Below are 20,472 nucleotides of genomic sequence, written 5' to 3'. Positions count from 1 at the left end.
AACTCCGCGACTTGAACAGGCCAGGGCCAAAGCCCGGTCGAACGCCAGAAGAGAACAGAGAGACAGAGCATGACCGAAACCGTCAGATATGAGATTCGACGAGAGTGTTTCCGGCCTGCCGCGAGCTGGGAGCAACCCACCCCGGACGAAGTTCGGGAAATACTCTTGAGGATTGATCCTCCGCGAGGACTCAAGGGCGCCGAAGCGGCGCGTTTGTTGGGTATTCAAACAGGCCGACAGATCCGGCGGTGGACAGGCGGCGATGCGCCTATACCTTATGCTGCATGGGCAATCCTGGCTGATATGGCCGGGAATCCGCGCATTTGGGTCGAGTAGGGTCCGAGAATTTTAGCCGCTAAATTACAGAAGGTAGCTAAAATATCTTTACTATATAGGGCTTTAAGACCTATTCTGCCGCAGAATGCCAGCCGTTTCGTCCATGTCAAAGACCGGAAATGAAACCCGATGAGTTAACAGTTAATCATGCCTTGGATTGACTTATTGTTAGGAGCCGCCAAAACGGATTTTCAGGAACGTCGCGACACCATTCAGGAACTGACTCTGCAGGCTGCCGAGCTGACGCACAATCCGCAGCTTCGTGAGCATGCAAGCCTTGCAGCTTGTAAGCTTGAGAGAGACGTCAGAGGTAAGTTTTCAGCGGAAGGCGTAGAGAAGGCAAAAAACCTGGCTTATCCGTCAAGTTGAATGAAGCGCCCCGGATATCTCCGGGGCACTTGACTCGATGCGGACACATCAAGCCCAAGCCAGGTGCTTGCATTAAGCATGGTCATGCAATCGCATGGGAGGGTCAAGCTATGACTAATAATGTATACAAATTTCCAGGGAGTGAAGGTTCCCGTCCAGCTCTCGATGCGGCACCAGAGCCGATAGCAGTCAAGACACCCGGCCGATCTGGTGTAGTCAAAAAAGCAGTATTCGGTGTGGTCAAAGCCCTTTGGTTCACGGCGGTCCTTACCTGGCCCTTGTTGCGTTGGATTGTTGCCCTTGACGTAGTGTTTCAAGCGCTGGTGATGGTTTGGCACTGGGACACGCCTGGCAGTCATGCAGGCTGGACGTTCGCACTTCATTTTTTAGTATTAGTAGTTCTTACCTATTTCGTATCAGTATTTAAGCCGAAGGGCGTGAAGTAACCCATATATCGAAAATAAAGTGCGACTCAGAGAGCAATTCGACCCGAAAGCAGTGTATAAAAAGGCCCCTACCCAGGGGTCTTTTTATTTAGCTACATTTAAGGTTTTAGCGGCTAAAGTTGTTGATCTTTACTAATAGTTTAGCTAAACTAGATGGCGTGGGCGGCGGACACCGCTTTGTTCAACTTGCCAGGTGCGGAGCTAATTATGGGTATGATCCATGCGCAAAAAAAACATGACCAAGGCCCAGTTTGCGGAAGCAACAAAGGGCTTGAACGTATCGGCTCAGACGCTGGAAATAGCGCATGGGGTGCTGGTACAGGGCAAGTCGCAAGCGCACTTCGCGCAGGAACTCCAACTGACTGCCGGGGCGATTTCACAAGCCGTTGGCAGGGTGTGGGCAGCGTTCGAGGAAAAAACCGCAGTAGCAAGCGGGTACGAGCGCGTAACGGCAATCCTGCCGGCACATCAGGCGTTCATAGTGAAAAAGTGGGCTCAGGCGAGCAAAAAACCGGAATCATAAAAATGAAAATGAAGACACTGGCAACAGCGATACAGAAGGGCGGTCAAGGGAAGACCATGGCGACCTGCCACCTGGCGTTCGATGGAGCTCGCCGTGGGCTACGCGTGGTTGTGATCGACCTTGATCCACAAGGTAACGCGAGCTACACCCTGCATCCGCATGCGTGCGGCCTGTCCGCGAGCCAGATGTTTGACGAGTCACCGAATCTGGTGCCGTCCTTTTTCACTGATCGCGATAATAGCGGGATCACGCTGATCAGTAACGATGATGGCCTTGCCAACATCGAAAAACTGGAGCTGGAGGACGCGGCCACCTTATTGCGCATCCATGTGCATGCGCTGTCAGAATTTTTCGACGTGTGCCTGATCGACACCCCGCCTTTTCTCAGCAACGTCATGGCATCGGCTCTGCTCAGCGCTGATTTTGTTATGTCGCCAGTGGAAATGGAGCCGTATAGCTTGCAGGGTATGGAATTGATGGTTGCCGTTATCCAGAACATTCGCGAAGCAAATCCCGGTTTGGAATTCATCGGCATGCTTCCAAACCGCTACAACGCGAAAATTCCGCGTCAGGTCGAAAATATGCAGATCCTGCGCGCCGATTACGCAGATCTGGTTATGCCTTTCGACATTCGGCAACGTGACAGCATCGCGGAGGCGTTGGGCAATCAGATTCCCGTATGGGAAGTTAAGAAATCAGCTGCCCGTGAAGCGACGAAAGAGGTGCTAGTAATGACTCAGTACGTGTTTGAGAAAATGGAGGTCATCCAATGAATGCCAATGCTGACAAGAAGGGGCAGGAAGGCGGTGTAGGGCCGAAGAAGGCAGGCGGCATAGGTTTGGGAGGCATGAAGCTCTCGGGTCTTCTAAAGTCTCAAGCAGAGGCTGTAGCAGATAGCGCGCTCAAAGAGCTGCCCCTGGATGTGATCGACGAAGATGCCAATCAACCGCGGCTTGAAGACAATCCAGGTTTTCGTCCGGAAATGATCGCTGAAATCGGCGGTACGATTAAGGCGCGCGGCGTGAAGCAGCCTATCTCAGTCCGGGAAAACCTAGACGCACCAGGGCGCTACATCATCAACGACGGTGCCCGCCGTTATCGTGGCTCCAAATGGGCCGGGAAGGCGACCATTTGGTCAATCGTCGATAACGATTTTGTACCAGATGACCAGGTGGTCGCGAATATCCAGCGTGAAGGTCACACGGCCCGGGAAATTGCCAAATTGATCGCTCAGCGTATGGCGTCGGGTATGAAAAAAGGGGAAATCGCGAAGCGCTGGGGCAAGTCGCCGGCGTACATCACGCAACACGCCGCGTTACTCGATCTGCCTGCTGCGATTGCCCAAGCTTACGATAGTGGCCGTATCGCTGACGTGACGCTGGTTAACGAGCTGGTAACGGCTCACAAGTCGAAACCCCAAGAGGTGGCCGACTGGCTAGCCGACGTTAACCAAGAGATTACGCGTGGATCGGTCAAGCTTTTGCGTGAGTTCCTGGAGGAGGGCGTTAAGCGCGATCCCGACACAGTTGACGCGTTCAACGGTGAGACAGACGCCGAAGGCGAAGCTCAGCCGCCCAAGAAGAAGTCCGAGACGAAAGAGGAAGATCCCACCAAGCTCAAGAAAGCAATCGTCCAGGTCGAGATTGATGGCGACCTGTGCCGACTGATTTTGAACAAGCGCCCGAGCGAAGGTGAAGTGGCCTGGTTCAAGAACGAGGTCAGCGGGGAAGAGTTTGAAGCCAGCTTAGCGTCCGCAAAGTTGGTTGCTCTGGTCGAGGGTTGATGTGTGCTGGAGCTGCGCCTGGCATTAGGCGCAGATTCCATTTGAAGTCTGGGAAGAGGATCGAGGGATGACAACTGTTCACCTCGAGGAGCTCGGCGACATCCGCAGCACTGCAAGTGTTTGTCAGAGAAAGGAGCTTGGACCCCGCTTAGCTTTGGATTGAGGTGTTAAAAGGCCAGTATGCCGCCTCGAAAAAAACGCCAAAAACCTAAACCTGATAAGGGTTTGCGACACAATGGCGCGGCAGAAAATTCTTATTGATCGAACTCAGAGTCGTTAGAATGAATTCGACGATAATAAATCGGATGGCACGGGCCGAACCTCGGCCCGTTTGAGCACCTTACAGTCATCGCCAAAGCAGCGATTTCGGAGCGACACATGAAACAGCGCCTCCTTGTAATGAATGGGCAGAAGCTTGTTCAAGATGAGAATGCGCCAGGGAAGTGGGAAACCGTGAATGTGGAGAAAGCCGGAGCGCTAAAGCCGGCCATTTACAACATCCATCAGTCCCGACAGGCCGACAAAACGGCTGCGCACAGTGGTGTGATTGTTCACGCTAATAAGGATAGTGTTTACCAGCAAATCGGACGCGAATTTGTGCAGCACAACCGCTCAGATTTCGATAAAGTACCTGAAATTGGAAGCGCAAAAACCATTACCTATAGTCAAGATGCGGGACGTGCGAAGGTTGATACCCCAGCACAAACCCAAAGTAGGGGGGTCAAGCGCTAATTTTAGCGGCTAAAATCGGAGTGTCCTTATGAATGCAGTTGGAGACAAAAACCAGAAGCCCGCAAAGCCCCTGTCTGATGTGCCAGTCAAATCGACGGCAACCTTTGCATCAGAGGCTGACGTACTTCAACGGCAAGCAGAGGACGCCCAGGGCGAACAACAGACGATGTTGGAAACTGCCCCTTTGGCGTCTCAATACGGCGCCGCCCTGGCGGCACAAGTCGAAGCTAAGCACGATCAGGTGGAGCGGATTGAGGACCGCTTAGAAGGCATAATCGAACAGCAGGAGACCAAGCTCCATCAGATTGAGGCGAAGCAACCGGGATTTCTTTCGCTGCCCAGCACTAAAGCCAGTTGGCAAAGTCAAGTCCAGCAGCAACAGGCGCTTTTACAGCGACTTCATGGGCGTCTAGAAGGCGTTAGGGAAATCAAGGATGGTATGGGCCTTCATGGTCCCCGGATTGAAGAGCTTGCGACCCGCAAGCTCCGCCAGGCTGAGCCGGAGTTAGCGGAAGGTTGGGATGAAATGCGCGCAGCCCAGCGGGCCCATGAAGCGCTAATGCGCAAACAAGACCAAGCGAAGCGTCTCAAAGTTGAGCGCGAGCAGACTCCGACGTTAGGTCGCGCACATACGCAGTCACTCAGCTTAAGTCGCTCTCAAGGTTGATACGAAAAAAAACCGGCTCATGCCGGTTTTTTTTGGACCTTTTGCCGGGTTAGTGCAGTGACGCCCATGCGACCAATACGCCGGCAACAAGCGTCATCAGCGACGCAGCAATGTTCAACGCTGCGAGGTTGCGGGCGGACTGCGCCGGAGCTTCAGCGCGGCGTAGTGCTTTGTCGAACTCTGCTTGCATCGCATTCGCGGCTTCGGCTGCGCTCACTTGCATCAAGCCAGCCATTGCCTCTTTGCTGGCCGCCAGTGACGCATTCAAGATGCGCTCGGCTTTGGCTTTAGCATCATTACCCCACTGGTAAGCGATCCCCTCTAGCTCGCTCTTGAATTGCTCTAGCTGTTCTTCCTGAGCTTTTGCACCCTCGGCCAACAACCGATTATTGAGGGTGTAAAGGATCATGATAGGGTCATCCATGCCGACTGAAACACCGTGTACGCGGTGAATCTCTTGCCGGAGATTGTCCAGGTCGTCAGCCATTACAGTACCCCCGCTGTCTCCAGCTGGCTGAACAGTTGGCTACGGATCAACTTCAAGCGCTGACGATTCATAATGCTCAAATCGGAGTTTGCAATCGCCTGGTCAAAGGTAACTCGGTCCTGCAGCATGTTGCTCAGATCCTTGCCGAACGTATCGGGATCGAGGTTTGGCACGTGGACGACAGAGCTGATTCGCGCCTTGTTGTCGCGATAAGCCTTCATCTGCTCGAACGTCTTGCCCTCATGCTCAATCGCCCCCCAAAACGGATTGAGCCAGACCACAAATTCAGCTTCTTGCGGGAACTGGCTCGCCAGTTGACCCAGGCCAGAAACCGTGTCGAAAAGCGCCTGGCCACCAGTGATCACCGTATGAATGACCAACGCGTGCCCCATTTCTTTTAGGAGCGCGGGAACATCGTTGCTGATGAGGTAATGGGTCAACGGGACGAAGGACGAGGCGCCATTGTCGATAATAATGTCGCAATCGGTCGCGTCGATGATCTGTATCAGATCATCGAAGTAGCGCGGGTTGATTTGTTTCTGCGCGTTCATCAGTTCGAGACGCTGGACGTTCAGAGCCTCATAGCCGGCAAAGGTCGCATTCACCGGATCGGTGTCGATGAGTGTCACCTTGCGGTCATTGAAGTTATAGAACTGAGCCAGTGCCGAGCATCCGAACGACTTCCCTACGCCGCCTTTGCCCTGGAGCATGATGTGGATTTTTGCCATCAGATGTAGTCCTCTTTTTTGGGTTTTGCATCGAACTGAAACCCGGTCACGGCGGGGGGCTGGAGCGGCAAAATATCCGATGCAGGGGTGCGCGGTTTTTCCGGCACCGGCTCTTTTTCAGGGCGCGGTCCCTGAGCTGGAGGTTTCGATACTGCGCGCTGCTTTGGTGCCAAGATCAAGCTATTCACATAGTTGCGGAATGCCTGGTAACTGAACGTTACCTTTCCTTCTTCATGCAGCGTTTCCCATATCTGCTTCACAGGCCATCGGTCTTCAATGGCTTGAATTATTTCGCCCTTCAAAGCAAGAAAAGCCCCTCGGTTCTGCGCGCTAACCGTGGTTTTTTTATTGCGCATCCGGTCAGCGATTCTCTCTGACAGATTCTTAGCCATGCTCTTACCGCGTTCCTCTAGCAATCAACGAACGTTGTTTTGCCGTCATTCTACCGTTGTTATGCCGAACACATCGTTGTTTTACCGTACTTTTGCCGGCTACGCGAGAAGAAAACAACGATTATATCGAAAAAAATGGTAAAGGAACGGCCCTGCGCATGGTATTGTTTTGGAGTACCAACGGCGATTAGCTGGGCAAGATAGGTGAAGTAGGCCCACCCGTAAACGGGCGGCTCCTCCTTCACTACCCCTTATTCGCACTTCGTGCTCAACGGGAATCTTGCTCTGCGAGGCGCCGGCTACCGCCGACAGAAGCGAGAAGCAAATGCCAGATCAAGAACCATCAAATCAAAAGCCGGCAACGCGGAAAGGCAGCCCGCCCTTGAAGGTGTATTGCCTGCCGAGCGAGCGCGCGAAGATCACGGAAAACGCCAATGCGGTCGGCCTTACCGTGTCGAGCTATCTGCTCAACGTAGGAATCGGCTACGAGATTAAAAGCACCTTGGATAGCCAGCTTGTAGGCGACCTGGTGAAAGTGAATGCCGATCTTGGACGTTTGGGAGGACTGCTCAAGTTGTGGCTAACCGACGACAAGAAGCTTGCCGTCGGAGGCTATAGCCTCACCGAAGGCACAGTGCGCGCTCTGCTAAAGCGGATCGAAGAAACGCAAGCCGTCATGTACGAATCAGTCAAAAAGCTATGACTTTTTTAGCCGCTAAAATTGGCCGAGGCCTGCTGTGATCGCACGTCACGTTCCTATGAAGGAGGTGAAGCTAAGTAGCTTCGCAGGCTTGGTTAAATACATAACCAATGCGCAGGAGAAACAGGAGCGTGTAGGAGACGTCCGCCTAACAAATTTTCAAAGTGAGTCCCTGGACTGGGCCGTAACTGAGGCTCTGCATGTTCAGCAACGGAACCAGCGCGCGGAAGGGGACAAGACCTATCACTTGCTCATTTCTTTTGCGCCTGGAGAGCAACCGCCCGCAGAAGTGATGCGCGATGTAGAAGACCGTATATGTTCGGCAATAGGATTCGGAGAGCATCAGCGGATCAGTGCTGTACACCACGACACCGACAATCTGCACATTCACATCGCCATCAATAAAATTCATCCCGAGCGGCATACGATCCATGAGCCATTTCGCGCCTATCAAACCATGGGGGATATGGCGTCGATCCTTGAGCGTGAGCATGGGTTGCAGCTCACGAATCACACAGGCAAGAAACGCGGTAGTGAGAACCGCGCTGACGATATGGAGCAGCACGCAGGCATCGAAAGCCTGCTGGGATGGATCAAGCGCGATTGCGCGGATCAGCTGACACAGGCTCAGACCTGGACTGATCTGCATGAAGTGATGCGCAAGAACGGGTTGGAGCTGCAAGCGCGCGGCAATGGCCTAGTGATAACTGACGGCAAGGGTGTTGGGGTCAAGGCCAGTTCTGTATCGCGGAATCTCTCAAAGCCAAGCCTTGAAAAGCGATTAGGCGCTTTCGAGGTGGACGCCATAAGGAGTGTGCCGACAAAGCAGAACCCAACTAGCCGGGATCGTAAGGCACCGCCTGTCATTCCAGTTGGTGGCAAGCCTCCGTCTATGCGCCGTGGCCGTCTCGGCAGCTTGTCCCAATTGAGAGATATGGAGGGTGACCCAGGCAAGCGTTACGAAGGGAAACCGATCCATAGGGCGGATAACGCAGGCACAACCGAGCTGTACGCGCGCTACAAGGCCGAGCAGGGCATTCAAATCCATGCGCGTACAAGTGCGTGGGGAGTAGCGAAGCTTCGAAAGGACAAAACCGTAGAGGCTGCTAAGCGTACCGGCAGACTCAAGCGCTCGGCCATCAAACTGCTTAGCGGTCCAGGCGTAAACAAAAAGCTTTTGTATGCCCTGGTAAGCAAGGCCATGCACGCTGATATTCAGAAAGCCAATACGCAGTACCTGGCCGAGCGCCAATCCATTCACGGGCAATATTCAAAGAGAGCATGGGCCGACTGGCTTCAAGCAAAAGCCAAAGAAGGCGACCAGGCCGCACTAAAAGCGCTTCGAGCAAGAAAGGGCATCAAGCCCAAGGCCGGAGACGCAGTGGCCGGTAGCGGCCCTGTAAAGCGGTCTACCCCGGTGCCGTTGAAGGTGGACAGCGTTACCAAGGATGGCACCGTTATCCATCGCTTCGGCCGCTCAGCTATTCGGGACGATGGCGAAGCACTCCTGGTAGCGCGCGGATCTGGCCGCGCTGGATTAGAAGCTGTTTTGCGCATGGCGATTCATCGCTACGGCGAGAACATCGCCGTCAGCGGCAGCCACGAATTCAAAGAGAAGATTGCCCAGGTTGCGGCAACTTCAAATCTCAATATCACCTTCAACGACAGTGCCTTAGAGGCGCGGCGTCAGGAGTTGATGCGATCAACAAGCAAGGAGAACGGCAATGACCGATCACGAAGACCAAGCCGAAGTGCCGATGAGCGAGGACGAGCAACTGGCGGCAACCATGGCAATGCTGGAGCAAAGTGTAGTGGAGGGCCCAGAGGAACCAGAATTCGACGAGGACCAGGCCAAACAAATAAGTCCGGTATTGGAGGACTTGGACCCAAGCCGCCGTCCGTGCCCAGGAACAGTCTGCGAGAGCTGCCCGAACTCGGTGTGGTTCGCTTCCCCGAAAGAGGTGAAGTGCTATTGCCGCGTGATGTTTCTCATAACATGCAGCACGAAGGAGCCAAACATGCTTCTGGCGTGCGACGGGATTTTTCTGAATCAGGAAGAAGAGTAGGAAAGTCCGGGCGCGGGCTAAGATTAACTAACAAGGGCGCGGTTCTGCCTGTCGGACAGAAACCCCCGGCATTGCTTCGTGAGCCCTTAATACGTCGGCCTGTCGCTGTGCCTGTCGAGCGGCCACAGCCAGTCGAAAATAACTCCCATCCAAAAGGCCGGCGCGGTCCAGGGTTAAGCAACAGACCAAGTGTCACTCCTGTTGGGGGAAAACCCCCTGCGATGTTGCGCGGCAGGTTGCAGCCTATGTCCAAACTCCGAGAGCTTCCGGTAGATGGCCCTATAGCGGTCCCAAGTCTGCAGCAGCCACCCGTGCCCAAGCCTTTACCGCAAGCAAATACCCCGACAAGACCACGAACAGCGGCAGACAATTACATTGCGGAACGCACCTCAAAACAGGCTAAAGGATTCGATATACAGAATCATAGGGGTTATACTGAGTCGGATAAAGGGGCCGCATTGTTCGCCGGAACACGGCAGATCGAAGGGGAAACCCTGGCTCTTTTGAAGCGCGACGAAGAAATCATTGTGTTGCCCGTTGATGCGGCCACCGCCCGCCGCATCAAGCGCTATGCGCTGGGAGACGCAGTTATTTTGAATGGCAAAGGTGTAATTACTAAAAAAGGAAGGAGCAGATGAGTAAAGCCAATAATGCGGTAGGTCCGCAGACTAGAGGCAAGAAGCCAGGGAAGAGCAAAGTAGTTCCAGCCCTTGCCATCACCAGTCTTATTGCCGCGTCATCCGCAGCAAGCCAATTTTTTGCCTACAAGTTCGACTACCAGGCTGTTCTAGGTGCCCACTTCAACCATGTGTACGCGCCTTGGGCCATCTATAACTGGTGGTACAAATGGTACGGCATCTATCCCGAGCAGCTAGCGGCGGCCGGAAGTGTGGGCACGCTGGTAGCAGCGGTTGGCCTGATCGTGACAGCCGCAGCCAAAGTGGTTGCTTCCAACTCGTCTAAAGCCAACGAGCATCTCCACGGCTCTGCGCGCTGGGCTGACAAGAAGGACATAGAAGGCGCGACCCTGCTGGGAAACGAAGGCCGCGACGGTGGGGTTTATGTCGGTGCCTGGCGCGACAAGTCGGGCAAACTCCATTATCTGCGCCATAACGGCCCTGAGCACGTCCTGTGCTACGCACCTACCCGTTCGGGTAAAGGTGTGGGTCTGGTTGTGCCAACGCTTCTCTCATGGCCTCACAGCGCCGTTGTGACTGACCTGAAAGGCGAGCTATGGGCCATGACGGCCGGATGGCGCAAAGAGCATGCAGGTAACAAGGTTATTCGTTTTGAGCCTGCCAGTTTGACCGGCTGCGCATTCTGGAACCCGCTCGACGAAATTCGTCTTGGGACTGAATACGAGGTGGGTGACGTTCAAAACCTTGCGACCCTGATTGTCGATCCAGACGGCAAGGGCCTTGAGTCGCACTGGCAGAAAACCTCCCAAGCACTCCTGGTTGGCATGATCTTGCACGTTTTGTACAAGGCCAAGCACGAAGGCACGCCGGCCACTCTTCCTTACGTCGATAACATGCTTGCAGATCCTAACCGCGATGTAGGCGAGCTATGGATGGAAATGACGCAGTACAGCCACGTCAACGGCGAAAACCATCCTGTGATCGGTTCTGCTGGTCGCGACATGATGGACCGGCCCGAGGAGGAAGCCGGCTCTGTGCTGTCTACAGCGAAATCGTACCTGTCTCTCTATCGCGATCCAGTTGTAGCCCGCAACGTCGGCAAGTCTCAATGGCGCATCAAGGATTTGATGAACCATGACGACCCGGTAACTCTTTACATCGTCACCCAGCCGAACGACAAAGCGCGTTTGCGGCCCCTGGTGCGTGTTCTCTGCAACATGATTGTTCGCCTACTGGCAGACAAAATGGAATTTGAGCGAGTCCAGTCTGAAATGCCTACCTGGCGGCGAATGGCCCAAAAGTTCGGCTTTCAGCAACAAGCCCTTTCCTACGTTCGTTCCAAAAAGAACTATAAACACCGCCTTCTTTTCATGGCGGACGAGTTCCCAAGTCTCGGCAAGCTGGAGATCCTGCAAGAGTCGCTGGCATTCGTTGCTGGCTACGGAATTAAGTTCTATTTGATTTGCCAGGACATCAACCAGCTTAAAAGCCGTGAAACAGGGTACGGCCCCGACGAAACCATTACGTCGAACTGCCATGTGCAAAACGCCTATCCGCCTAACCGGATTGAAACTGCTCAGCACCTTTCCAAGCTGACCGGCGTAACTACGGTGGTGAAAGAGCAAATCACCACAAGCGGCAAGCGGGCGGGTGTCTTCATGGGGCAAGTGTCCAGGACCATGCAGGAAGTCCAGCGGCCTTTGCTTACCGATGATGAATGCTTGCGTATGCCTGGCCCTAAAAAGGACTCCGAGGGGCAAATTACTCAAGCTGGGGATATGGTCGTTTACGTCGCTGGCTTCCCGGCCATCTACGGCGAACAACCCCTCTACTTCCAAGACCCTACCTTCACAGCTCGCGCGGCCGTCGAAGAACCCAAGGACACTGACCGGCTGCGCCTGGTCAACGAACCTTCGGTTCGGGAGGCCATTGCCATATGAATACGCGCAAGGGCCTTCGGATCGTCGCCGGTGCCACTCTCGTATTCAGCGCATGTGCTGGGCTAGTCGCCGGTGGGATTTACGCAGCTGGTGGACGCCTCAATACCAGTAAGAGCCTGGAGCTTGGGTTGTACTGGATAACGGATGCCCCGGTGACTAAAGGCGCCTATGTGATGTTCTGCCCGCCAGAGCGACAAATCTTCGAGGACGCTAAAGCGCGGGGCTACATTGACGCCGGCTTTTGCCCTGGAGACTACGGGCATCTGATGAAGAAGATTTTAGCCGCTAAAGGCGACATCATTTCTGTTACGCAAGAAGGGGTTACGGTCAATGGTGCCGTTCTGCCGTTCAGCAAGCCTGTTGCCGTCGATGGCATAGGTCGTCCATTGCCGCAGCTTTCGCCGGAGCGGTACACCCTAGGGGAGTCGGAGCTTTTGCTTATGTCCGACCGCAGCCCTACATCCTTCGACGGCCGCTACTTCGGCCCCATTACTCGCGGCCAGGTCACGTCGGTGATTCGGCCTGTACTGACCTGGAAAGGGGAGTGACCCAATGCGTCTTTTCATTGCAGAGAAACCATCTGTAGCAAAAGCAATCGCCGCCGAGCTGGGCCAAACCGGTAAAGGCAAAGGTTACATCGAGTGCGGTAACGACTTAGTAACGTGGTTTTTTGGTCACATGCTGGAGCAGGCCGACCCCGATACCTACACCGCAGCAGATGCCCCTCGGGCAGAGAACGGCAAGAAGATTTGGCGCACCGAGGATTTGCCAATCATCCCTGATGAATGGAAATACAACCCTCGCGAAGACGCTCAGGAGCAACTGAACATCGTTGCGAAGTTGTATGCCAAAGCGGATCAGATCATTCATGCCGGCGACCCGGATAGGGAAGGGCAGCTGCTGGTCGATCAGCCAGTAAAGCTGCTTTTTGGTAATAACAAGCCCGTGCTGCGCTACTGGTGCAGCGCTCTCGATTCCGTGTCAGTTAAACGGGGGCTGGACTCGCTCAAAGACAACAAAGACTTTGCAGGCTTTGCAGCCGCAGCCGAGGCACGCGGCCGTGCTGACTGGCTGATTGGTATGAACCTGAGCCGTGCCTTTACGCTGCGCGCTATTAGAGGCGGCTCACGGGCATTGTTGACAGTGGGTCGTGTACAAACTCCGACCTTGAACCTGGTTGTGATGCGTGACCGCCTAATCGAAGGCTACAAGCCGATCCCGTTCCATGGAATTCGCGGTGCCTTTAAACACGAAGGCGGGCAGTTCCTGGCTGATTGGAAACCGAGCGAGGATCAAGAGGGGCTGGACGAAGAAGGCCGCTTGACCAATACGGCTGTAGCTGACGCCCTGGTCAAAAAGTTGTCAGGCCAAGACAGCAAAATCACAAGCTATAAGCAAGAGCCCAAAACCAAGCCGCAGCCCAAGTCGCTTTCGCTCACAGACGTGACTGTTCTGGCGTCCAGACACTTCGGTTACAGCGCCGCTACCGTGTTGGACACCTGTCAGTCGCTGTATGAAACCCACAAGATCACGTCCTACCCGCGTACTGATTGTGCTTACTTGCCAGAGTCGCAGTTTGCAGATGCACCGGCAATCCTGGAAGCGCTGAAAAGCGTTGTGCCTGAACTGGGAAATTTGATTGACGGGGCCAACCCTAAAATCAAATCCAAGACGTGGGACGACGCCAAGGTTACGGCTCACCACGGCATCATTCCTACCGTTCAGGTGGTTGATGCGTCGAGGCTCAGCCCCGAAGAAAAGGCTATCCACAACATCATCGTCCGCCATTACCTAGCCCAGTTTTACCCATTACATGAGTACCTGAAAACCACTGTGGAGCTGGACGTTGCCGGCGAATATTTCTCTGCCCATGGCAACGTAGTCACGGAAAACGGTTGGCAAGACGCGTTTGGTATTGACGAATCGGACGATTCCGAAGAAGACGAGGGTAAAGGTGAAGATGTTGGCTCACAGAGCCTGCCGATCATGAAAACCGGCGAACAAGTCGCTTGCCTCAAGGCACTCCGCCGCGATTCAAAGACCAAACCACCAGGCCGCTTCACGGGGGGGACGTTGCCCCAGGCCATGGAAAACATCCACAAATTCGTAGACGACAAAGAACATAAAAAAATGCTGCGCGACGGTGATGGGATCGGAACGTCTGCAACCCGATCTTCCATCATTGAGGAATTGAAGCGCCGTGATTTTTTGGTCGTCAAGGGCAAGGCCCTGGTTAGCACCGAGCTTGGCCGCAGCATGATTGACGCTTTGCCGGAGGTAGTGAAAAGCCCTGTGCTGACGGCGATGTACGAACGCATGTTGCTCGCCATCGAGCAAGGCAGCGGCGATATGCAAGCGTTCATGGATAAACAAGAAACGCTTGTCCGGGACCAGGTGGCAAAGGCTAATCAGGGTTCAGTCAAGATTGCCGGGGCCAAGCAAGCGCCCAAGGTATCAACCGTGCATTTCTGCACTCAGTGCAAAAAGGGTCTTATTCGTCGCGACGGAAAAAAGCCCAACACGCATTTTTGGGCATGCAGCGGCTACCCATCCTGCACAGCGAGTTTTCCCGACTTCAAAGGCAAACCCAACCTCAACAAGCCCAACATCGGCAAGCCAGCGGCAACCACTGCCGAAGCTAAAGGAGCATGACCATGAGTGATCGAAACGAAGCACTTAACGAGAAGCTGACCGACGCCATGGTGCCAGGCTTTGAGGTTGAATTTGATCCGGACGAAGCAGATGAAGCCGGCAGCTTTCGCGAGGACGCCTTGAGCGTCGAAGACGCGACAGACAGTAGCGGCGACGAGTAACGGAGGCGAATTTCAATGACGTTATCCGTCGATGATGCCAAGGCTCTAATTGTTGAGTTTTGCGCGACCTACCCGGTTGCAGCGAAAGTCAGCTACAAACTCAGAGAGACGCAGGAGGAACTTTATGGACCGCAAGCCACAAGAGACGCCGTTGGAGGAATCCTCGGTGCATTTCGTCCCGGAAGCCGACAAGCAGACTTCCCCACTTCCAATTTTCGTGACGCGGAAGAGTTTAAAGGAACTCTTAGGCACGAAATCCTTGGACACTTTGGGATCAACACCTTCAAGCCCGCCGAAAAGCGAGCAGTCCTAGACGGAATCATTGAAGCCCGCAACGAACCTGGTATGTCCGAACTTTGGGACGAAGTTGCGCAGCTTTATCCAGAAGCAGACGACTCGCTAAAAGCCGAGGAAGTGTTTGCCTTTGCGTGCGAAGCCATCGAGCCGCAGACGCGCGGCAACGTGATCGAGGGCACACGATCTTTTCGCGAAACCTGCATAGAGCGCTCGCGCCCTATGCAGATCCGCGACCTTATCAATGTCACGACGATGGTTGCCGAAGGGATGCGCGACCGCACTAGGTCGCAACAAAACTTCCCCGAATCAGACCAGGCACAGTTCAAGCGGGAACAGACCATGGAATCAAAAAAACCATTCCACGAAGTCGTGGCCGAACGCCTCATTGAGCAGCTGAAACAAGGCACAGCGCCGTGGCAGATGCCTTGGAAAGCAGGCGACGGCGGCGGGATGATGCCCTTCAACCCTACTACCGGAAACCGCTACAAGGGCATCAACGCGATTCACCTGCTGTCTCAAGGCCGCGAGGATCAGCGCTGGTTGACCTTCAACCAGGCGAAAGCGGCCGGTGCCCAAGTCCGGAAAGGCGAAAAAAGCACTTCGATTCAGTATTGGAAATTTGAGGAAGAGCAGGCCAAGCGCGACGAGAACAATAAACCCGTCCTGGACGGCAACGGTGATCCGGTGAAAGTCCGTGTTCGCCTGGAACGGCCAAAGATGTTCATGGCAAACGTCTTCAACGCAGAGCAGATCGACGGCCTGCCGACCTACCAGAAGCCGGTCCAAACCTGGAATGCCTTGGAGCGCGCTGAAACCATCCTTCAAGCATCGGGCGCGGACATTCGCCACGGTGGTGACCAGGCGTATTACAGACCATCGACCGACAACATCCAGCTGCCAGACAAGGCGCAATTCCCAAGCGCTGAAAACTACTACGCGACTGCACTGCATGAGCTGGGCCATTGGACAGGCCATGGGTCGCGTCTTGATCGCGACCTGTCTCATCCATTTGGCTCAGAGGGTTACGCCAAAGAGGAACTGCGCGCAGAAATCGCAAGCATGATCCTCGGCGACGAGCTGGGCATCGGGCATGATCCAGAGAAGCATGTCTCGTATGTAGCCTCCTGGATCAAGGCCCTACAAAACGATCCTATGGAGATTTTCCGCGCTGCCTCGGACGCCGAGAAAATCCAGACATTTGTCCTCGGTCTAGAGCAGCAACAAATTCAGACTCAAGGTCAATCGCAACAACAACCAGCCCCCGTACCGGAAAGCTGGCTAGGCCCCGCGTGCCAGATGTTCGATGAGGAAATGGCCGCACGCATGAGCGACCCGACATACAGCAAGGCCAGTGAGCTTGCTTCTTATCTGGCAACTTACTCAGAAATGTCATTTGAGCCGTCGCCAAAGGAACAAAAGCTTCTTGATGAGCAGCAGCACGCTATCGCGGAAGCCAAGCAATGGGTCCGTGAGAACGTCTTGAGAAACCCAACAGTCAAGGAGCGGATGTATGAAACTGTTCGTGACCTTGGCCGGTATACAGGCGACATCGAGGACGACAAGGAGCTTCGCGAATACCTGTCAGAAATGGAAGCACGAACCTCGCAAGCCGAACAGAGCGAGCAGGGGGTAAACATGCAGATCCCATCTCCAGAAAAACCGACTGTTCAAGCCGAAGAATGGGCATTGAAAGCCATCGAGCGGAATGACCTCGATCAAGTTGTGCTACGGATGACTGACGATCAATTGAAGGTGTTCAACCAGGTGCTGAATTCCATGCACCCGCTAGGGAGCGACAATGATTTCTGGACCCGCCGCAAAGACGCTATGGAGGCCATGTTCAACGACGTAGACAACGTGGCAGACCAGATCGAGCGTGCCGGCGAAATCCTCGGAGATGAACTACACCGCCGTGATGACGTGGCGAAACGTGACCAAGCAACGAAAGCAGAATCTGAGCCGGCGTTGTTGCCAGCGCTTTCCGCTGATGAGCAGATGGTGGCCACAGCATTGCGCAACGTGCGGAGCGAGCCAGAACCCGAGCTAAAAGCGAGTTTTGGGAGATTGCTAGAAGTCACCAGCAGCCAGGTGATGGGATACGAACTGCCCGGCGATTGGTCAGGTGAAACGCAGGTGACAGGCATCGCTACAGATCCTGACGGTAAAGGTGTTTCCATGGTCCAGGGCGATCAAACGCCTGAGTTTTACGGCCTCTATGCAGGCGATCAGGAAGGCATGGCCGTCTGGTTAGCAGACTATGCCACCGAAGCCGAAGCGCAAGCACAGGCAGAAAGGCTGGCTGCTATCAACAGCCACGCGCCGGTTGAAGCCACGAATGACCAGACCGCTTTAGCTGCTAAAGAAACAGTTGCTGAGTCTGAGGTTGCTCCTGAACTCATTGAGGAGCAAAGCCCGAGCGTTCAAGCAGAGCCATCCCAAGTTGTAGATAGAACCTATGTGCAGGTGCCCTTCAAGGAGAAAGAGCAGGCACGCGAGCTGGGAGCTAAATGGGACCGCCAAGAGAGATCCTGGTACATCCCGGACGGCGTAGACAAAGAGCCATTCGCTCACTGGCTAAATCCGGCGCCGAAGATCGAGGCCGCGGAACCGACGCAGGAGCGCAATGAAGTCTCCCAGACCCCGGCAATACCGAAGTCATCCCGCGAGTACTTGGCAGTGCCCTTTGGCGAAAAAGCGGCAGCCAAGGCCGCTGGAGCCGCTTGGGATAAAACCGCCAAGTCTTGGTATGTCGGCCCGGATGGTGACGCGGCAGCATTGGCCCGGTGGAAGCCGGAAAATGTCAGCAACCAGCAGTCGCCGGCAATGGACGTTCGCCAGGAATTCATCGAGGCGATGGAGGCTGTTGGCCTGGTGCCTGGCGGTGCGAAAGATCATCCAATCATGGATGGCAAAAAGCACCGCGTTCCTGTCGTTGGGGGCCGAAAAGGTGCGGCGGATGGGTTCTATGTGGCTCACCTGGACGGCCACCCGGCCGGCGTCTTGATTAACAACAAAACCGGCGTTGATATTAAGTGGAAAAGCAAAGGCTATTCCCTCACTGACGAGCAAAAAGCGGCCTTGCATGCCGAGGCAGCGAGCAAGACGCAAGCCCGGGAAGCCGAAACGCTCAGGACCCATGAAGCTGTTGCAGCCAAAGTGACCCGCAGTATGGAGAGCCTGGTGCCGGTTGCTGAATCGACCCCCTATCTCACGGCAAAAGGAATCAAGCCTTTACATGGCGTCCTAACCGACAAGGCCGGCATCCAAACGGTGATACCCGCCATTGACGAGAACGGTAAGCAGTGGACCGCCCAATATATCCAGAAGGACGGCACAAAGCGGTTCGCTAAGGATGGTCGCAAAGAGGGTTGTTTTCACCCGCTAGGCGGCATGGAGGCGCTCGCAGCAGCCCCAGTGATTGTGATTGCCGAAGGCTATGCCACGTCCAGCACGCTCGCTTCCAGCCTGGGGCATGCAACCGTCGCAGCCTTCGATTCGGGCAATCTCCCGGCAGTGGCAAAAGCGCTTCATGCCAAGTTTCCTGATAAGCCGATCGTCATTGCCGGAGACGACGATAAGCACCAGGTCATCACCCATGGCACTAATGCTGGCCGCACCAAAGCGCTTGAAGCTGCAAAAGCTGTCGGAGGAAAAGCCATTTTTCCGACCTTTGCACCTGGTGAAGTGATCTACCCCGATGCGTTGCCGGCAATCACTCCCCAGGCGTACCGCAAGCACGTTCAGGCATCCGGCGAACTGAAGGCGATCATTAGTGAATCTGGCCCGTCTGCAGCAGATCCTGCGCAGTCAGAGCGTGCCGCACAGCTCAAAAGTGGTTTGCTCTCTGATGCTCAGCTCGCCGCCCTGGAAAGAATGAAGCGTCTGACAGATTTCAACGACCTTGCAACCAAAAGTTCGCTTGGTCGCGACGGGTTGGAACGCCAGGTAAATAATGCTGTTGCCAAGGTGATCGAGCAGCAGGGGAGGGTGCAGCAGCCTAACCAGGAGCGTGTGCAAGGCATTGAGGACAGTCATCAGACTCGAAGGGCTATAGGCCGGTAGGAGGTGCTGTGAGCAGTCAATCAGAGGCTTTTAAGTCGACCATCAATGAATGGAAGGCTGACACCCCCCCCCCAAAAAAACTCAAAAGGAGAAATACATGAAGCACGGTGAAATCGGTGCCCCGCGCAACACAGGAGATGCAGGCGTGGGAGCAGTGCCCGAGGTTGGATCAGTCAAGATTGTGATCCTTAACGGCAGTCGTCAAATTGACAAGGTAGTGCCTGGCGTTGGGGCTGATGGTGCCGCTGGCTGGCAGACCCAGGAGGTATTAGGGGAAAACGGCCTCAAGAAAGGTATCTATCAGCTGAGTGCAGCCACTGATGCGAGTAAGAAGGTTCACCCTCAGCAGTTCGGCGGCCAGGTCCTGCATGTCGATCAGCAGAACGTCTACCAGTTCGGCCCTGAGGACGGCAAAGGAAAATCTACAGTTGTGAAGCACGACCGCAAGATCTTCGATCAGGCGCTGGACGGCAAAGAGCCTATAGTTGGCATGTGCTATGAAGTGTCCTACGCCCGCGGCATCGGTAAAGTGAAAGGGGAATTATCCCAAAAGGAAGGGGAAAAGCTTCAGAACCGAAAAGTCAACACGATATAGACTTAGAGTGCGACTTGTGCCTGTGAACACGGCTGATTTCAGGTGATCGACGGTGACGTAGAATGCGAAGTATGAGTTGACGTATGTGTCATCTTTTCCTTAGTATTAGCACATCGAAGCGACTGACCAGATGAGATTGAGCGCTTCCCAGCGGCGAAAGCCGTAACCGCGCAAGGCGGTTCGTAAGTGGTGTCTGGACCTGCTTTACCAAACACGAAATAGGCGCCTACGGCGCCTTTTTTCGTTTCTGACCTCAGCGTTTTGTGGCAGTCGGCTGCCCCATGTACGTTTTTCCGCACAGTAGAACGAACGCCATACTGCCTTTCAGGCTAGGCCCACCTTCATCTTCCTCATGGTATGCACTTTCTACTACCAGTTGCAGATCCTGCCATTGCCGACGATCCTTTGCCGCGCGTCTAACTTCGAAAAATACATGGTACGGGCCAGTAGGATCTTCGATCGTGATCGAGTAGCACCAATTGCGCTCAGCGGAGGTTTCCCACACTTTTGTCCTAGGCCAATCTGCCAGGTTCTTAATCAGTGCCGGCAACACATGGGAAAGCCGGTACCGAATTGGGCAGAACGTCCGTGGCCTGGACTGTCCCTGACCAATGATAGGCTCATTTGGTGGGTGCCTTTGGGCATCATAGCCCTTGGAAAAGCAGTGATTCGAAAAGGTTACGTGAACTCGAAGCATTTTTTTAGCGAGCTGGCTGTCGACTTCAAACGAAAACGGCTCCAAGTGCGACAAGTCGATTGGCGTGCCAGCGATAACTAAAGCGGGAAAATACGAATCAGTCACGCGGCTCTCCTTGGCATGAATGTGATTTTACCTGGAAAACTTGGGGCTATTATCCAGTGATGTTTAGTTCTAGTCGCATAAAAAAGCCTGCCGACC

Annotated in this window: 19 protein-coding genes; 15 read left to right on the top strand and 4 right to left on the bottom strand. The window is 54.5% G+C overall.

Annotated elements, in window-relative coordinates:
• The first annotated feature begins 483 nt into the window (after nt 1–483).
• The 7 genes from kleA to M1E04_RS25670 all read left to right on the top strand — a co-directional run bounded on the left by kleA (nt 484) and on the right by M1E04_RS25670 (nt 4,856).
• Nucleotides 484–705 carry a stable inheritance protein KleA gene (kleA, locus tag M1E04_RS25700; protein ID WP_456293349.1) on the top strand — a complete coding sequence of 74 codons (222 nt, stop codon included), beginning with the start codon at nt 484–486 and terminating at the stop codon, nt 703–705.
• Between the two features lie 110 nt (nt 706–815).
• Nucleotides 816–1,151 carry a KleE stable inheritance protein gene (kleE, locus tag M1E04_RS25695; RefSeq protein WP_456293348.1) on the top strand — a complete coding sequence of 112 codons (336 nt, stop codon included), beginning with the start codon at nt 816–818 and terminating at the stop codon, nt 1,149–1,151.
• A gap of 220 nt (nt 1,152–1,371) precedes the next feature.
• Nucleotides 1,372–1,674: a TrfB-related DNA-binding protein gene (locus tag M1E04_RS25690; protein ID WP_456293347.1), complete on the top strand. Its 303-nt coding sequence runs from the start codon at nt 1,372–1,374 to the stop codon at nt 1,672–1,674.
• Nucleotides 1,675–1,676: 2 nt separating this feature from the next.
• Nucleotides 1,677–2,447 carry a ParA family protein gene (locus M1E04_RS25685; RefSeq protein ID WP_456293346.1) on the top strand — a complete coding sequence of 257 codons (771 nt, stop codon included), beginning with the start codon at nt 1,677–1,679 and terminating at the stop codon, nt 2,445–2,447.
• On the top strand, nt 2,444–3,457 hold the full coding sequence (locus M1E04_RS25680; protein ID WP_456293345.1) for a ParB/RepB/Spo0J family partition protein: 1,014 nt from the start codon (nt 2,444–2,446) through the stop codon (nt 3,455–3,457). Before M1E04_RS25685 ends, M1E04_RS25680 begins: the two co-directional genes overlap by 4 nt.
• A 378-nt stretch (nt 3,458–3,835) precedes the next feature.
• Nucleotides 3,836–4,189 (top strand): KfrB domain-containing protein, encoded by a 354-nt coding sequence (locus tag M1E04_RS25675; RefSeq protein WP_456293344.1) that lies wholly within the window; start codon nt 3,836–3,838, stop codon nt 4,187–4,189.
• 28 nt (nt 4,190–4,217) lie between these two features.
• Nucleotides 4,218–4,856 (top strand): IncP plasmid survival protein KfrC family protein, encoded by a 639-nt coding sequence (locus M1E04_RS25670; protein ID WP_456293343.1) that lies wholly within the window; start codon nt 4,218–4,220, stop codon nt 4,854–4,856.
• Nucleotides 4,857–4,905: 49 nt separating this feature from the next.
• Here M1E04_RS25670 and M1E04_RS25665 read toward each other — a convergent pair whose 3' ends face one another.
• Genes M1E04_RS25665 through M1E04_RS25655 form a run of 3 tightly spaced genes read right to left on the bottom strand, consistent with a single transcriptional unit; the run spans nt 4,906 to nt 6,463 of the window.
• Nucleotides 4,906–5,343 carry a conjugal transfer protein TraM gene (locus tag M1E04_RS25665; RefSeq protein WP_456293342.1) on the bottom strand — a complete coding sequence of 146 codons (438 nt, stop codon included), beginning with the start codon at nt 5,341–5,343 and terminating at the stop codon, nt 4,906–4,908.
• The gene (locus tag M1E04_RS25660; RefSeq protein ID WP_456293341.1) at nt 5,343–6,071 is read right to left on the bottom strand and encodes a nucleotide-binding protein; all 729 of its coding nucleotides are present in this window, start codon (nt 6,069–6,071) and stop codon (nt 5,343–5,345) included. The genes M1E04_RS25665 and M1E04_RS25660 overlap by 1 nt, the downstream gene beginning before the upstream one ends.
• On the bottom strand, nt 6,071–6,463 hold the full coding sequence (locus M1E04_RS25655; RefSeq protein WP_456293340.1) for a TraK family protein: 393 nt from the start codon (nt 6,461–6,463) through the stop codon (nt 6,071–6,073). Before M1E04_RS25655 ends, M1E04_RS25660 begins: the two co-directional genes overlap by 1 nt.
• 325 nt (nt 6,464–6,788) lie before the next feature.
• Here M1E04_RS25655 and traJ point away from each other — a divergent pair, with 325 nt between their 5' ends.
• The 8 genes from traJ (at nt 6,789) to M1E04_RS25615 (ending at nt 19,574) form a co-directional block, all read left to right on the top strand.
• On the top strand, nt 6,789–7,166 hold the full coding sequence (traJ, locus tag M1E04_RS25650; protein ID WP_456293339.1) for a conjugal transfer transcriptional regulator TraJ: 378 nt from the start codon (nt 6,789–6,791) through the stop codon (nt 7,164–7,166).
• A 34-nt stretch (nt 7,167–7,200) separates the two neighbouring features.
• Nucleotides 7,201–9,867 carry a TraI/MobA(P) family conjugative relaxase gene (gene traI, locus M1E04_RS25645; RefSeq protein ID WP_456293338.1) on the top strand — a complete coding sequence of 889 codons (2,667 nt, stop codon included), beginning with the start codon at nt 7,201–7,203 and terminating at the stop codon, nt 9,865–9,867.
• On the top strand, nt 9,864–11,807 hold the full coding sequence (locus tag M1E04_RS25640) for a type IV secretory system conjugative DNA transfer family protein (protein ID WP_456293337.1): 1,944 nt from the start codon (nt 9,864–9,866) through the stop codon (nt 11,805–11,807). The genes traI and M1E04_RS25640 overlap by 4 nt, the downstream gene beginning before the upstream one ends.
• The gene (gene traF / locus M1E04_RS25635) at nt 11,804–12,355 is read left to right on the top strand and encodes a conjugative transfer signal peptidase TraF (RefSeq protein WP_456293336.1); all 552 of its coding nucleotides are present in this window, start codon (nt 11,804–11,806) and stop codon (nt 12,353–12,355) included. Before M1E04_RS25640 ends, traF begins: the two co-directional genes overlap by 4 nt.
• Before the next feature lie 4 nt (nt 12,356–12,359).
• Complete coding sequence (locus M1E04_RS25630; RefSeq protein WP_456293335.1) at nt 12,360–14,459, top strand: DNA topoisomerase 3; 2,100 nt, start codon at nt 12,360–12,362, stop codon at nt 14,457–14,459.
• A gap of 2 nt (nt 14,460–14,461) precedes the next feature.
• Nucleotides 14,462–14,620, top strand: a complete 159-nt coding sequence (locus tag M1E04_RS25625) for a hypothetical protein (protein WP_456293334.1) — start codon at nt 14,462–14,464, stop codon at nt 14,618–14,620.
• A 15-nt stretch (nt 14,621–14,635) separates the two neighbouring features.
• Nucleotides 14,636–18,979, top strand: coding sequence for a zincin-like metallopeptidase domain-containing protein (locus M1E04_RS25620; protein WP_456293333.1), 4,344 nt, complete (start codon nt 14,636–14,638; stop codon nt 18,977–18,979).
• Between the two features lie 97 nt (nt 18,980–19,076).
• Nucleotides 19,077–19,574, top strand: coding sequence for a KfrB domain-containing protein (locus M1E04_RS25615; protein WP_456293332.1), 498 nt, complete (start codon nt 19,077–19,079; stop codon nt 19,572–19,574).
• Between the two features lie 253 nt (nt 19,575–19,827).
• On the opposite strand, the gene M1E04_RS25610 is transcribed toward M1E04_RS25615, so the two are convergent.
• Nucleotides 19,828–20,376: a hypothetical protein gene (locus M1E04_RS25610; RefSeq protein WP_456293331.1), complete on the bottom strand. Its 549-nt coding sequence runs from the start codon at nt 20,374–20,376 to the stop codon at nt 19,828–19,830.
• Between the last annotated feature and the right edge of the window lie 96 nt (nt 20,377–20,472).

Source organism: Pseudomonas sp. AK106 (genome assembly GCF_053903055.1).
The sequence above is the reverse complement of the archived record's forward strand: the minus strand, read 5'-3'. Positions and strand labels throughout refer to the sequence as shown.

Coding starts and splice junctions, on each gene's coding strand:
- M1E04_RS25675 (WP_456293344.1), top strand. CDS start 3,836: ATGAAACAGCGCCTCCTTGTAATGAATGGGCAGAAGCTTGTTCAAGAT.
- M1E04_RS25690 (WP_456293347.1), top strand. CDS start 1,372: ATGCGCAAAAAAAACATGACCAAGGCCCAGTTTGCGGAAGCAACAAAG.
- M1E04_RS25670 (WP_456293343.1), top strand. CDS start 4,218: ATGAATGCAGTTGGAGACAAAAACCAGAAGCCCGCAAAGCCCCTGTCT.
- M1E04_RS25615 (WP_456293332.1), top strand. CDS start 19,077: ATGAAGCACGGTGAAATCGGTGCCCCGCGCAACACAGGAGATGCAGGC.
- M1E04_RS25630 (WP_456293335.1), top strand. CDS start 12,360: ATGCGTCTTTTCATTGCAGAGAAACCATCTGTAGCAAAAGCAATCGCC.
- kleA (WP_456293349.1), top strand. CDS start 484: ATGCCTTGGATTGACTTATTGTTAGGAGCCGCCAAAACGGATTTTCAG.
- kleE (WP_456293348.1), top strand. CDS start 816: ATGACTAATAATGTATACAAATTTCCAGGGAGTGAAGGTTCCCGTCCA.
- M1E04_RS25620 (WP_456293333.1), top strand. CDS start 14,636: ATGACGTTATCCGTCGATGATGCCAAGGCTCTAATTGTTGAGTTTTGC.
- M1E04_RS25680 (WP_456293345.1), top strand. CDS start 2,444: ATGAATGCCAATGCTGACAAGAAGGGGCAGGAAGGCGGTGTAGGGCCG.
- M1E04_RS25655 (WP_456293340.1), bottom strand. CDS start 6,463: ATGGCTAAGAATCTGTCAGAGAGAATCGCTGACCGGATGCGCAATAAA.
- traJ (WP_456293339.1), top strand. CDS start 6,789: ATGCCAGATCAAGAACCATCAAATCAAAAGCCGGCAACGCGGAAAGGC.
- M1E04_RS25640 (WP_456293337.1), top strand. CDS start 9,864: ATGAGTAAAGCCAATAATGCGGTAGGTCCGCAGACTAGAGGCAAGAAG.
- M1E04_RS25660 (WP_456293341.1), bottom strand. CDS start 6,071: ATGGCAAAAATCCACATCATGCTCCAGGGCAAAGGCGGCGTAGGGAAG.
- M1E04_RS25685 (WP_456293346.1), top strand. CDS start 1,677: ATGAAAATGAAGACACTGGCAACAGCGATACAGAAGGGCGGTCAAGGG.
- traF (WP_456293336.1), top strand. CDS start 11,804: ATGAATACGCGCAAGGGCCTTCGGATCGTCGCCGGTGCCACTCTCGTA.
- M1E04_RS25665 (WP_456293342.1), bottom strand. CDS start 5,343: ATGGCTGACGACCTGGACAATCTCCGGCAAGAGATTCACCGCGTACAC.
- M1E04_RS25625 (WP_456293334.1), top strand. CDS start 14,462: ATGAGTGATCGAAACGAAGCACTTAACGAGAAGCTGACCGACGCCATG.